A 12,562-nucleotide genomic window follows, 5' to 3' on the forward strand; every position below is an offset into this window, starting at 1 on the left:
CATCAACTCTGGGAGGAGAGTTCAATGAAACAACTGATTATGCTGGCAACGACTGCTCTCATGGCAGGAGCGCTGACCGTACCTGCATTTGCCGAGTTCCAGGATCGCAACATCCGTGTTTCGAATGGCATTAACGAGGATCATCCGGTCGGCAACGGCATCAAGGCGATGAATGAATGCCTTGCTGAAAAGTCCGGCGGCAAGATGAAGATAACCGCGTTCTGGGGCGGAGCATTGGGAGGCGACTTGCAGGCAACACAGGCCCTGCGTTCCGGTGTACAGGAAGGCGTTGTCACATCGTCATCACCACTCGTCGGCATCGTTCCCGCGCTTGGCGTTTTCGACCTGCCATTTCTCTTTGCCAACGATGAAGAGGCAGATGCCGTCGTCGACGGCCCCTTCGGCAAGATGATGGACGAAAAGCTAGCTTCTGTCGGGCTCGTCAATCTTGCTTATTGGGAAAACGGCTTCCGAAACCTTTCAAATTCAAAACGTCCGGTCAACAAGTGGGAAGATTTCAGCGGCATGAAAGTCCGCGTGATGCAGAACAACATCTTCCTCGACACATTCCAGAATTTCGGTGCCAACGCGACGCCAATGGCTTTCGGTGAAATTTTCTCGGCGCTGGAAACAAAAGCTATCGACGCGCAGGAAAACCCTTACGTTACGATCGATACATCAAAGTTCTACGAAGTGCAGAAATACGTAACGGAAACGAAACATGCCTATACGCCGTTTCTGTTTCTGTACTCCAAGCCAATCTTCGACACATATTCACAGGAAGAACAAGCGGCCTTGCGTGAATGTGCAGTTGTCGGCCGGGACGTTGAACGCAAGGTCATTCGCGAACTGAACCAGAAGTCGCTTGAGAAGATCAAGGAAGCGGGTCTGGAGGTAAACACGCTTTCTCCGGAAGAACATGCTCGTATGCTAGAGAAGTCCCAGCCGATCTACGACAAGTATAAGTCTCAGATCGGCGAGGATATTATCGACGCGGTACAAAAGCAGCTTAGTGAAATCCGTAAGTAGAGAAACCCGGAAACCACACATGTAGGCCGCGCTGATTACGCGGCCTATTCTATTTAATTCAAACACCCCTTGGACCATTGTTGACCCGTTCAGCCAGCTTGCGGGCACGTGCAAGACTATCGGCTTGTTCGGTACTGAAGCGATCTTCTCCGATTTCCATAATCATGAACGTATCGGGCAAGAAAGTCAGTTCATCGAAAATTTCTTCCCACGGAATATCACCCCATCCGATCGGCAGGTGCAGATCGCCGATACCGAGTGCCGTTGCTTCAGCAGGATGATAAAACTTGTCCATCGTGTAGGGGCGACCAAAACTGTCGTGTATATGCAGATGTCCCGTCACAGGCGCCATGGCGCGAATCTGCGGACGCCAATCGAGACCCAGGCGCGTGCATTCAATATAGGCGTGGCTGAAGTCGATCAGTCCGCAGACGGACGGATGATTGACCGCAGCAACCGTTTCGGCGACCTGGGCTGGTGTCTGGCGATATTCAGCATCGCTCATTGCGAAGATATTCTCCAGCGCGATCCGGACACCATAAGTTTTTGCAAGTTCCGCTAGTTCGGTGAGCGCGTCTCGTTCCATCTTGTCGAGGTCAGAAATACGAGAAAGCGCTGGCATTGGAGCATGGCCAGAATGATGAACCAGAATTTCCGCCCCGACACGGTCGCAAAGTTCGAGCATCGCTCGAACAACAGCCTTTTGATACTCCAGATGCTCGCGGTCCATGAAGTTGGAAACGATCTGCCCGTGGACACTGTAGCGCGTATCAAACTGTCTGGTGATATTGACAAGATGGTCCACACGGTGCGGAATCAGGCGACCGCCTGAGATTATTTCCTCGCCATATAGCGACAATTCTACAGCTTCCGAACCAAGTTCGACGATGTTGCGGATTGCGCCCTCAAGCGTGCTGAAATTGCCGTCACCTGTCGGGGTGCAGAAGCCAATCGCTGATATTGTGTGGTCAGAGGTCATGATGCTCGTCCTGTCAGACATAAAAAATGCGCGAGCCGAATATCCGACATCGCGCATCCCGTCTGACATGCACCTATTTCAGGCGTATGACCATATGAAACGATTTCTCCTCAATTGAGAGGAATCGCGTTTCCATCTTTGCTTGCCTGATAAGTGCCGGACAATTCGTCATATTTGGCGAAAATGGCATCGAGCCTTTTGCCGAGACGCTGGCGGTCAGCGTCTGGTAGCGACGCAACCATCTTCGGAATTGAATGACTGTGCCAGAAGGCATTATCGCGGTTATACCCACCCGGCTCCAGCGTGAAGACTTCCTTGAGGATCTTCAAATCGTGAGGGATCGAGAAAGCATCTCGTGAATCCTCATGGCTGAACAGGTAGTAGAAATTGTCAAAACCACTCCATGTAATTGCCGAAAGGCACATGGAACAAGGCTCATGAGTGGAAAGAAAGACCATGTCTTTCGTATCCGGACGTCCACTCTCCGGCATTTCGTAGAAACGCTTCAAGGTATGCACTTCACCGTGCCAGAGTGGGTTTTCAGTCTCGTTGTTGGTTTCCGCAAGAACAAGAGATAGATCCGATTTGCGCAATAAAGCTGCACCGAAAACCTTGTTGCCCTCTGCCACGCCACGTTCGGTCAGCGGAATGACATTCTGCTCGATAACGTCGATCAGCTTTTCAAGCAGTTTCAGTTCATCTGTCTGCACAGTTCTATTCCTCCGATGTTGCAGAAAAGCGCCGGGCTGTCTTAAGCTCGGCGCTTCTATTATCACTCCGCAAAGAATGCGAAGCGGATGACGAAGAGTGCTGCAACCAGCCAGGTTGCCAAATGCACGTCACGCGCCTTCCCGGTGAAGGCCTTGAGCACGACATAGCTGATGAAGCCGAAGGCCAAACCGTTCGCGATGGAATAAGTGAACGGGATAGCCAAGGCCGTCAGCGCGGCAGGTGCAGCTTCTGTTACGTCGTGCCATTCGATCTCGGTCAGCTCACGCATCATCAAGCAGGCAACGTAGATCAGAGCCGGTGCTGTTGCATATGCAGGAACAGAGCCAGCCAGCGGCGAAATGAACAGGGCTGCGAGGAACAGGAGTGCGACAACCAGAGCTGTCAGACCTGTGCGACCGCCAGCCTGAACACCCGATGCGCTTTCGACATAAGCCGTCGTGGAAGACGTGCCGAGCAGCGAACCGCCAAGAATTGCAGTACTGTCGGCAAAAAGTGCGCGTCCAAGACGGTTTGGCTTACCCGGTTCGATCAGCCCTCCACGCTTCGCCACACCAATCAGCGTGCCGGTAGCGTCGAAAACTTCAACCAGAACGAAAACTAGAATGACGTGCAGAATGCCAGTATGCAGAGCGCCCATCACATCTAGCTGAAGGAAGGTCGGTGCAAGGCTTGGCGGTGCAGAGAAGACGCCACCGAACTGGCTGATGCCAAGAGCGATCGATGCCACAGTTATGATAAGAATACCGATGAGGATCGCACCGCGCACTTTCAAAGCGTCCAGCACAGCGATAATGAAGAAGCCCGCAATTGCCAGGAGCGGTCCTGCCTTCGTCAGGTCGCCTAAACCAACCAAGGTCGCCTGATTGCCGACAACCACACCAGCGCTCTTCAGGCCGATCAGAGCCAGAAACATACCGATACCTGCGGCAATCGAGCTACGCAGAGAATGCGGAATACCTTCAACCAACCAGCGACGTATACCTGTCACCGTCAAAATCAGGAAGATAATGCCGGAAATGAAAACGGCACCAAGCGCCTGCTGCCAGGAAAAGCCCATCGCGCCGACAACGGTGAAGGCGAAGAAGGCATTGAGGCCCATGCCCGGCGCCATGCCGATAGGCCAGTTCGCGACGAGTGCCATGATGATCGAGCCGAGAGCTGCCGCAAGGCAGGTGGCGACGAAAACGGCGTTTCGATCCATACCTGTAGTGGACAGAATGTCCGGATTTACGAAGATGATGTAAGACATCGTCAGGAAGGTCGTCACGCCGGCAATAATTTCCGTTCTCGCCGTAGTGCCGTGTTCCTGTAATTTGAACAGCTTTTCGAGCATCGTCCCTCCAAGGCAATCGCCCGTCAATGAGCCCCTCAGTTCGCGTTAAATTGCGACGCGCAACTTGTTGCGCTTCGTAATATGTCGAGCTGAGGCAACCTATGCGATTGCCATAATGTTAGTTGCCGCTACAGATTTGCAGTCGGACATGTTCCCCATACACCCATCGCGGTCAAAAGCACAGTTCTGCCGTGTGAATGCCAGTTTGTTGACATGATTTAGTGTGGACTGAGATTTCGCCGCGCGCCAGTCACTCATTTGCGGGGAAATATTTGAAACAGATTCAAAAAAGACAGCTCGGGAGAGCGGCTTTGATAGTTCTAACTGACTGTTTGAAATGAACTTTGTAACAGCAAAGCTGTGCCGTACATGCCCAGAGCAAAAAACGTATGTGCAATAAGATTGAGCAAACGCACGTTGCGTGCATTCGGCAATTTGGATGCCGCCCAGCCGATTCCCAAGCCGGGCTGTAACAGAAACCACCCTGCGGCCACGGTGAGTATACCAAAAATCCAAACCGGCAGAAATACGGGATATGAAAACCACTCCGCGCCACCATAGGCAGCAAAGATGACACCGTAAAGAATGCCGACCGCATAATGCCCGACCCAGCCGAGCGCTATTTCATGTTCATAAGGCTCAGCATTGGAAATATCGTCGTGAAAAATTTGTCCGTGGCGAAGATGCCAGAACCAGCGACCGACCAATCCCCAATTGGGACGTGCCTGCCCCGGCATCGCGGCCAGCACAAGCGCCCATATATCCATTACAACCGTTGCGCCGATCCCAACGAGAATTCCGCGTCCTATAATGTCCATAAAGTATCTGCCTATGCGTCATCGGGTAACCAGATAAGCCCGACACCGCCCGATGATGCAAGAGCTAGGTCTACCTACGCCCCTGTATTCCACGCTGCAATAAACATCACTATGGGAAAAGAGGCGATGAAGATCGGCAAATCAACTGCAGCTACTGCGGAAATGCCGTACCTTCATCGCTTGCCCCCACGAACACAAATTGGCGGAAAATTAGGAGGGTGGCAATTGCCATCTGTCCCAAAATGATACGGATTACGTCTCATTTGCAATGCATAGGTGAAGAATAAGCAGGTTGGATTCGCGCCGATAACAGCGTGTAAATACCGTTGGTGAGCCAACGCTGAAATCTCAGGTCAAAGAATCAATTAAATGAGCAATACATAAAACAAAAGCGCCGGGACTGGAGACCGACGCTTTGTTACTTTATTCGATTTTTACATACGGAGCGATCTTTCGGGAGATGCGCCATAAGTTATTACTTACCGAAAACAGCGCTATGAATTTGCGAACGCGAAACACCGATATCGGCAAGAAGGTGGTCGTCCATCGCACCGAGTTCACGAATAGCGCGGCGGCGGGATACGAACTGCTGTACTTTCTGACGAATGTTCATTTGCTTTCTCCTCGTTTGGATGATTGCTAAATAGGCGTTTGCCTAAATTTCCACCACGGATATGATTGCAAATGAGGCATGCGTTTTTGCTTGAACTCAAAACCTTGAAAAGGCCAAATTTACTTCTCTTCAAAGCAACGGCTAAACTATAGACTTAAATCCCGATTTTCGGAAATGTCTTTTGCCAACAGGCCTCTAATCGATTAAGTGAGCGGAAGGAACGAACTCTTCCTCCCGTTCCCCTCGGACATTGTCATGCTTTACGGTATTTTTCTCGCGTTTGCATCATATGCGGCTTTCGCAATCAGCGATGCCTGCGTCAAATTTCTCGATGGCACGCTATCGCCATACGAAACTGCATTCTTTGGTGCCGTACTTGGTCTGCTTGCCATCCCGTTCACAAAGAAAGCTGGCGATGTCTGGCTCGATATGTTCCGCACCACCAATGTTAAGATGTGGCTGTTACGAACCGTAACGGCAGCGATGGGAACGATAGGAAGCGTTACAGCATTCACGCATCTCTCTATGGCAGAAGCTTTCGCACTCATTTTCCTTCTTCCCGCCTATGTGACAATACTTTCAGTGGTGTTCTTGAAAGAACAGGTTGGCTGGCGGCGATGGTCGGCTGTTCTCATCGGTTTTGTCGGTGTTCTGATTGTGCTTCGCCCCGGATTCAGGGAGCTCTCCATCGGTCATCTCGGCGCGCTTGCCGCTGGTATGGGGGGCGCGATGAACATCATCATCTTCCGCGTCATGGGCAAGCACGAAAAGCGCATATCACTTTATACAAGCGGGCTAATCGGCCCCATCATCATCTGCGGAACGTTGATGGTCCCCTCCTACGAAACGCCAGATACCGTGCAATGGATTTATCTAGCAGGTTATGGTCTTCTTGCTGCCCTCGCCAATATTCTGCTGATGCTTGCTGCCCAGCGTGCGCCGGCGAGTGCTATCGCCTCCCCACAGTATAGCCAGATGATCTGGGCGATCTTGTTCGGATACTTCGTTTTCCATGATCAGATAGACATGCCCATGCTCATCGGCATTGTTCTCATCACCATTTCCGGTCTCTTTACCTTCATCCGCGAAAAACAACGCGGAGTTGAGGGACCTCCGGCTGTTGTCACATCGGAACCAACTCCAGCGCTCGTTGAAGATAAAGTGGAACAATCCTGACGGCGACATTGACAAGTTCGCGCTTGTCTACGGCGTTGCCTCCTCCTACGATGCGGAGACCCGTACCGGATCAATGAAATAATACTTCAAACAGAAGTACTTAGGAGATCAATCTGATTCAACCATATAGAGACGCTCCGAGCATTTTTTCGATAGCGATTTCTGCTTGTAAGCGCTCTGGCACGGGCTAAAACACAAGAATTATATTGGCAAAGGACTAGGGAAATGACCGATAAACGGGCGATGTGGACCTATTACAAGGGCGAATGGCGTGAGGGTGATGTTCGCATTCTCGGCGCAGCTTCACAAGCGACCTGGCTTGGTTCACTGGTATTTGACGGTGCACGCTTGTTTGAAGGTGTTACACCCGATCTCGACCGTCACTCTGCACGTGCCAACGACTCAGCTCGTGCTTTGGGATTGGAACCGACGCTCTCTGCCAATGATATCGAGGCACTTGCGCGCGAGGGCCTGAAAAAATTCACGCCGGGGACGGACGTTTATATCCGCCCCATGTACTGGGCAGAAGAAGGTGACGCCAGCGCAGTCGCTCCGCTCGCTTCGTCAACGGATTTTGCGCTCTGCCTTGAGGCGATCCCTATGGTCGAGCCCAAGGGGTTCACCATCACAACAACATCATTCCGTCGACCATATCTGGAAGTCATGCCAGTCAACGCCAAGGCGGCCTGCCTCTATCCAAACAATGCGCGCATGCTGCGTGAAGCAAAGGCGAAAGGTTTTAACAACGCATTGGTGACCGACGTTGTTGGCAACGTCGCAGAAACCGCCACTTCGAATGTTTTCATGGTGCGTGGCGGCGAGGTTTTCACACCGGTTCCCAATGGCACATTCCTAAACGGTATCACGCGCCAGCGTGTCATCAATTTGCTGCGCACAGCGGGCATCACCGTTCATGAAACGACACTAAAGATCGAAGACTTCCGCCAGGCAGACGAAATCTTCTCCTCCGGAAATATGAGCAAAGTCGTGCCGATTATCGGTTTCGATGATCGCAAACTGGAATATGGGCCGCTGACCAAACGCGCTCGTACTCTTTATTGGGAATGGGCTCACGCCTGATATCCAATCACTACATCTCCGGCCCAACGTCGGAGATGTTTCCCCCAACCGCAAAGCTACCCCCATCACATGATCGAACACACGCCCCTTTTTCTCGCAATCGCAGTCATTGCGGCATTTCTTGTCGGGCTTTCGAAAGGTGGCTTGCCGTCGGTCGGTACGCTCGCGGTTCCTTTGATGGCGCTGGTCATATCGCCGGTCACGGCCGCCGCGCTTTTGCTTCCGATCTATGTCATCAGCGACATGTTTGGCCTATATCTTTATCGCCATCACTTCTCGGCACGCAATCTTGCAATCCTGACCCCAGCAGCAATTCTTGGCGTTGGCGTTGGCTGGATGTTTAGCGCACATCTTTCTCCTACCTTCATCGGAATGCTGGTCGGCTTGGTCGGTATCCTTTTCTGCTTTAATGCTTGGTTCGGGGCGCGTTACCGCAAAAGCGCGCGAAAGGCGGATGTTCCTGGCGGTATCTTCTGGGGCATTCTCACAGGTCTGACCAGCTTTGTCTCTCATTCCGGAGCGCCACCGTTCCAGATGTACGTGCTGCCGCAGCATCTTCCAAAACTGATCTTCGCCGGCACCTCGACTATTCTTTTTGCCATCGTCAATGCTGTGAAACTCGTGCCCTACTGGCAGTTACAGCAGTTCTCCAATCTCGATACCTCGCTCGGCCTTTGGTTGGTCCCTGCCGCAGTCATCGGCACCTTCGTCGGAGCCAAACTAACCCGGATAATGCCCGACGGCCCATTTTTCCTGCTCGTGCAGCTGACCTTGTTTGGACTTTCCATCAAGCTGATTGGCGATTGGATTGTGCCTTATTTCTTCGGTTGAATACATTCGGTCACTGCTTGCAACACTTCACCCCTTCAGTCACGATGCTTTCATCATGCGCCTTTTGGGAGAGAGGAAGCGGAGATGGCCGATGCTGATGCGATAATCATTGGAGCAGGACTAGCCGGACTTGTCGCAGCTCATGAACTGGTAACAGCTGGACGCAAAGTCATTCTTCTCGAACAGGAAGGTGAGAATTCCATCGGTGGACAAGCGTTCTGGTCTCTCGGTGGGCTCTTCATGGTTGACAGCCCCGAACAGCGTCGCCTTGGGATAAAGGACAATATCGATCTCGCGCGGCAGGACTGGTTCGGATCGGCGCAATTTGACCGCCCCGAAGACCATTGGCCAAAACGCTGGGCTGAATCCTATCTGGAGTTTGCTGCCGGAGAAATGCGGCCGTGGCTTCATGGTCTCGGCATGCGCTGGTTTCCTGTTGTCGGCTGGGCGGAGCGTGGCGGAGCAAAAGCGGATGGACACGGTAACTCAGTGCCGCGCTTTCATGTTACCTGGGGAACAGGACCTGCTGTCGTGGCACCGTTCGAACGCTCGCTGCACACAGCAATCAGCAAAGGACTCATAATTCTAAAATGCCGTCATAGGGTTAACAGCATCGCCACGACCGGAGGGCGGATCAGTGGTGTCTACGGAGAAGTGTTGGCACCATCGACTGTGGAGCGCGGGCAATCTTCGTCACGCGACACTATTGGCGAATTTGCCTATTTTGCTGACTGCGTAATCGTCACATCTGGCGGCATAGGCGGTGACCCCGACAAGATTCGAAGGGTATGGCCACGCGACAGACTCGGCATTCCTCCAAAAGAAATGGTATTGGGTGTTCCGGCTCATGTCGACGGGCGCGGCATCGATATTGCCGTGGCTGCGGGCGGGCATGTCATCAATGCCGATCGCATGTGGCACTATACGGAAGGCGTGCGAAACTGGAATCCGATCTGGCCAAACCATGGCATTCGCATTCTGCCGGGGCCTTCGTCCATGTGGTTCGATGCCAATGGCAATCGTCTGCCCGCTCCCTATCTTCCTGGCTTCGACACACTTGGCACACTCAAACATATTCTTTCGACCGGCTACGACTATTCGTGGTTCATCCTGACCGAGAAAATCATCCGTAAGGAGTTCTCTTTGTCTGGATCGGAACAAAATCCGGATCTTACTGGCAAAGACTGGAAGCTTTTGCTTAAAAGCCGTCTTGGTAAAACGCCACCACCGCCGGTCAAAGCATTTCTCGACAACGGAGCAGATTTCATCACAGCCGGAACACTGGATGAGCTCATTGCAAGAATGAACGGTCTGACTGGAGAAAAACTTCTGAAGCCTGACCATATTCGCAGTCAAATTGAAGCGCGAGATCGCCAGGTCGTCAACCGTTACTCCAAGGATGCTCAGGTGATGGCAATCCATAATGCCCGAGCCTATATCGGTGATCGTCTCACGCGAGCCGTGCCTCTGCATCCGCTTTTGGAGCCCGCCAACGGGCCGCTCATCGCCGTCAAACTTCATATTCTTACGCGCAAGACACTGGGCGGATTGCATACCGATTTGGACGCACAAGTGCTGAATGAAGCTGGCGAAAAGGTCCCTGGCCTATATGCGGCAGGTGAGGCCGCCGGCTTCGGCGGCGGTGGTTATCACGGGTACAATGCGCTTGAAGGGACATTTCTTGGCGGCTGCATCTTTTCCGGGCGCATAGCCGGTCGTGCGGTTGTGGCTGCAACATCGCTCTAATTCCTGAACAGCCTGCTGTGCAACATGCAGGCTGTTCTCCCCTCATCCGTATTCCATATATGAGATTTTTATTTTTTGGCCCCCGGCCCGCTCTCGAAACCCTATGCCGTGCGGCACCATAATGCTCCTGTAAGAAACAGGGAGCCCTTCGGGCAATTCAGGCATGATTATGGATTTCGCCGTCCTTGCGATCGGTGTCGGCTTTTTCGCGCTGTTATTCGGCTATCTGCGCGTCTGTGAAAGACTTTGAGGTGTCGCCATGTTGATCGAGTATATCGCTGGCGCTTTGGTTGCGGCCTTCATAGCCGCCTATCTCCTTTACGCGCTTATACGACCGGAGCGGTTTTAGACCGGTTTCCGGTTCATTCCGCGTAATCGGCAGCCTTTCAGGCCTCGGAAAAGATCATGACACTCAATGGATGGATTCAGATTCTCGTTTTCTGCGGGATCATCATTTTGCTCGTCAGACCGCTCGGCGGCTACCTGACGCGCGTTTTCAGCGGTGAACGGACATTCCTTTCACCGATCCTCGTTCCGGTCGAGCGCGGGCTTTATCGTCTCGCAGGCGCAAGTGAACGCGAAGAACAGCATTGGACGACCTACACCGTCTCCTTGCTGCTATTCAATCTGGCCGGTTTTCTGCTGCTTTACTCGCTGCAACGGTTTCAAGGCTTTCTGCCCTTCAACCCAATGGGTATGAGCAACGTCCCGGCAGACCTTGCCTTCAACACTGCAGCCAGTTTTGTCACCAACACCAACTGGCAGAACTATGGCGGCGAAAGCACCATGTCCTACCTGACCCAAATGGCAGGGCTAACGGTGCAGAACTTCGTTTCAGCTGCGACAGGCATTGCCATCGCTATAGCGCTCATCAGAGCGTTCTCGCGCAAATCCATGAAGACACTGGGAAATTTCTGGGTCGATCTTACACGCTGCACGCTCTACGTCCTTCTGCCGTTGTGCATTGTCCTGACTTTGGCTTTTGTCAGCCTCGGCGTACCGCAGACGCTCAGCGCTTATGCCGAAGCAACGACGCTGGAAGGTGCGAGACAGGTGATCGCACTCGGGCCGGTGGCTTCGCAGCTTGCTATCAAGATGCTTGGCACCAATGGCGGTGGCTTCTTCAATGCCAATTCGGCGCATCCCTTCGAAAACCCCGATGCCATCTCCAACATGATCCAGATGGTTGCGATTTTCGCCATCGGCGCGTCGCTTACCAACGTCTTCGGGCGAATGGTCGGCAACGAAAGACAGGGGTGGGCGATCTTTGCTGCCATGGGCATATTATTCGTCGCTGGCGTTGCAATCTGCTACTGGGCGGAGGCGGCGGGTAATCCCCTCATCCATGCGCTGGGTATCGATGGCGGCAATATGGAAGGCAAAGAAACACGCTTCGGCATTGCAATGTCCGCGCTTTTTGCCGTGGTGACAACGGCTGCGTCATGTGGTGCGGTGATTGCCATGCATGACAGCATGATGGCGCTGGGCGGAATGATCCCCATGATCAATATGATGCTGGGCGAGATCATCATCGGCGGTGTCGGTGCGGGCTTCTACGGCATTGTTCTCTTTGTTGTCGTGACCATTTTTGTCGCGGGGCTGATGGTTGGGCGCACGCCTGAATATCTGGGCAAGAAAATCGAAGCCAAGGAAGTGAAAATGGCGATGCTCGCCGTTCTCTGTCTTCCGCTGTCCATTCTCGGGTTTACAGCCATCGCTTCGGTTCTGCCGACGGGCCTGGCCTCCGTCGCCAATCCTGGGCCGCATGGTTTCTCGGAAATCCTCTACGCCTATACTTCCGGTACAGCGAATAACGGTTCGGCCTTTGGAGGCCTCTCCGGCAATACACCCTGGTACAATATCACCATCGGTCTCTCCATGCTGATGGGGCGGTTTCTCGTGATCGTTCCCGCGCTCGCTATCGCCGGTTCGCTTGTCGCCAAGAAGGCCGCGCCGCAATCGGCAGGTACGTTCCCCACAACCGGCCCGCTTTTCGTCGGCCTGTTGATCGGCGTCATCCTTGTGGTCGGCGGCCTGATCTTCTTTCCGGCGCTGGCGCTTGGCCCGGTCGCTGAACATTTCGCGCTGATTGAGGGGCAGATGTTCTGATGCTCAAACCTTCAAGCTGCATTCTCTCGATCCTTCTGGCAACGACCGTGCTTCTTCTCGCGGTTCAGCTTGCCGGGTTGATCTGAGCTTTCCGAACGGAAATGTAATTTTACTGG

General features: G+C 53.0%; 12 protein-coding genes. 7 read left to right on the plus strand and 5 right to left on the minus strand.

Annotated features, from left to right (window positions below):
* Positions 1-24 precede the first annotated feature (24 nt).
* On the plus strand, positions 25-1,029 hold the full coding sequence (locus JNC70_RS00895) for a TRAP transporter substrate-binding protein (protein ID WP_104754882.1): 1,005 nt from the start codon (positions 25-27) through the stop codon (positions 1,027-1,029).
* A 58-nt stretch (positions 1,030-1,087) separates the two neighbouring features.
* Here JNC70_RS00895 and JNC70_RS00900 read toward each other — a convergent pair whose 3' ends face one another.
* From JNC70_RS00900 to JNC70_RS00920, 5 genes are all read right to left on the minus strand, one after another.
* Complete coding sequence (locus JNC70_RS00900; protein ID WP_104754945.1) at positions 1,088-2,008, minus strand: sugar phosphate isomerase/epimerase family protein; 921 nt, start codon at positions 2,006-2,008, stop codon at positions 1,088-1,090.
* Between the two features lie 110 nt (positions 2,009-2,118).
* Positions 2,119-2,718 (minus strand): nucleoside deaminase, encoded by a 600-nt coding sequence (locus JNC70_RS00905; RefSeq protein WP_104754881.1) that lies wholly within the window; start codon positions 2,716-2,718, stop codon positions 2,119-2,121.
* A gap of 62 nt (positions 2,719-2,780) precedes the next feature.
* Positions 2,781-4,073, minus strand: a complete 1,293-nt coding sequence (locus tag JNC70_RS00910; protein WP_104754880.1) for an NCS2 family permease — start codon at positions 4,071-4,073, stop codon at positions 2,781-2,783.
* 320 nt (positions 4,074-4,393) lie between these two features.
* Positions 4,394-4,891, minus strand: coding sequence for a DUF2938 domain-containing protein (locus JNC70_RS00915; protein ID WP_104754879.1), 498 nt, complete (start codon positions 4,889-4,891; stop codon positions 4,394-4,396).
* Positions 4,892-5,366: 475 nt separating this feature from the next.
* The gene (locus JNC70_RS00920; RefSeq protein WP_010658957.1) at positions 5,367-5,504 is read right to left on the minus strand and encodes a DUF1127 domain-containing protein; all 138 of its coding nucleotides are present in this window, start codon (positions 5,502-5,504) and stop codon (positions 5,367-5,369) included.
* Positions 5,505-5,759: 255 nt separating this feature from the next.
* Between JNC70_RS00920 and JNC70_RS00925 the strand changes: the two genes are divergently transcribed.
* The 6 genes from JNC70_RS00925 (at position 5,760) to kdpA (ending at position 12,446) form a co-directional block, all read left to right on the plus strand.
* Complete coding sequence (locus JNC70_RS00925) at positions 5,760-6,680, plus strand: DMT family transporter (protein WP_374788518.1); 921 nt, start codon at positions 5,760-5,762, stop codon at positions 6,678-6,680.
* 225 nt (positions 6,681-6,905) lie between these two features.
* The gene (locus JNC70_RS00930; RefSeq protein ID WP_104754877.1) at positions 6,906-7,760 is read left to right on the plus strand and encodes a branched-chain amino acid aminotransferase; all 855 of its coding nucleotides are present in this window, start codon (positions 6,906-6,908) and stop codon (positions 7,758-7,760) included.
* Between the two features lie 69 nt (positions 7,761-7,829).
* Complete coding sequence (locus tag JNC70_RS00935; protein ID WP_104754876.1) at positions 7,830-8,591, plus strand: sulfite exporter TauE/SafE family protein; 762 nt, start codon at positions 7,830-7,832, stop codon at positions 8,589-8,591.
* 84 nt (positions 8,592-8,675) lie between these two features.
* Positions 8,676-10,337 carry an FAD-binding dehydrogenase gene (locus JNC70_RS00940; RefSeq protein WP_104754875.1) on the plus strand — a complete coding sequence of 554 codons (1,662 nt, stop codon included), beginning with the start codon at positions 8,676-8,678 and terminating at the stop codon, positions 10,335-10,337.
* Positions 10,338-10,596: 259 nt separating this feature from the next.
* Positions 10,597-10,686 carry a K(+)-transporting ATPase subunit F gene (kdpF, locus tag JNC70_RS00945; RefSeq protein ID WP_104754874.1) on the plus strand — a complete coding sequence of 30 codons (90 nt, stop codon included), beginning with the start codon at positions 10,597-10,599 and terminating at the stop codon, positions 10,684-10,686.
* A 56-nt stretch (positions 10,687-10,742) separates the two neighbouring features.
* Positions 10,743-12,446 carry a potassium-transporting ATPase subunit KdpA gene (kdpA, locus tag JNC70_RS00950; protein WP_104754873.1) on the plus strand — a complete coding sequence of 568 codons (1,704 nt, stop codon included), beginning with the start codon at positions 10,743-10,745 and terminating at the stop codon, positions 12,444-12,446.
* Positions 12,447-12,562 lie beyond the last annotated feature (116 nt).

It is taken from the genome of Brucella oryzae (assembly GCF_041929965.1).
GTDB classification, from domain to species: domain Bacteria; phylum Pseudomonadota; class Alphaproteobacteria; order Rhizobiales; family Rhizobiaceae; genus Brucella; species Brucella oryzae.

Coding starts and splice junctions, on each gene's coding strand:
- JNC70_RS00895 (WP_104754882.1), top strand. CDS start 25: ATGAAACAACTGATTATGCTGGCAACGACTGCTCTCATGGCAGGAGCG.
- JNC70_RS00900 (WP_104754945.1), bottom strand. CDS start 2,008: ATGACCTCTGACCACACAATATCAGCGATTGGCTTCTGCACCCCGACA.
- JNC70_RS00910 (WP_104754880.1), bottom strand. CDS start 4,073: ATGCTCGAAAAGCTGTTCAAATTACAGGAACACGGCACTACGGCGAGA.
- JNC70_RS00915 (WP_104754879.1), bottom strand. CDS start 4,891: ATGGACATTATAGGACGCGGAATTCTCGTTGGGATCGGCGCAACGGTT.
- JNC70_RS00920 (WP_010658957.1), bottom strand. CDS start 5,504: ATGAACATTCGTCAGAAAGTACAGCAGTTCGTATCCCGCCGCCGCGCT.
- JNC70_RS00925 (WP_374788518.1), top strand. CDS start 5,760: ATGCTTTACGGTATTTTTCTCGCGTTTGCATCATATGCGGCTTTCGCA.
- JNC70_RS00930 (WP_104754877.1), top strand. CDS start 6,906: ATGACCGATAAACGGGCGATGTGGACCTATTACAAGGGCGAATGGCGT.
- JNC70_RS00935 (WP_104754876.1), top strand. CDS start 7,830: ATGATCGAACACACGCCCCTTTTTCTCGCAATCGCAGTCATTGCGGCA.
- JNC70_RS00940 (WP_104754875.1), top strand. CDS start 8,676: ATGGCCGATGCTGATGCGATAATCATTGGAGCAGGACTAGCCGGACTT.
- kdpF (WP_104754874.1), top strand. CDS start 10,597: ATGTTGATCGAGTATATCGCTGGCGCTTTGGTTGCGGCCTTCATAGCC.
- kdpA (WP_104754873.1), top strand. CDS start 10,743: ATGACACTCAATGGATGGATTCAGATTCTCGTTTTCTGCGGGATCATC.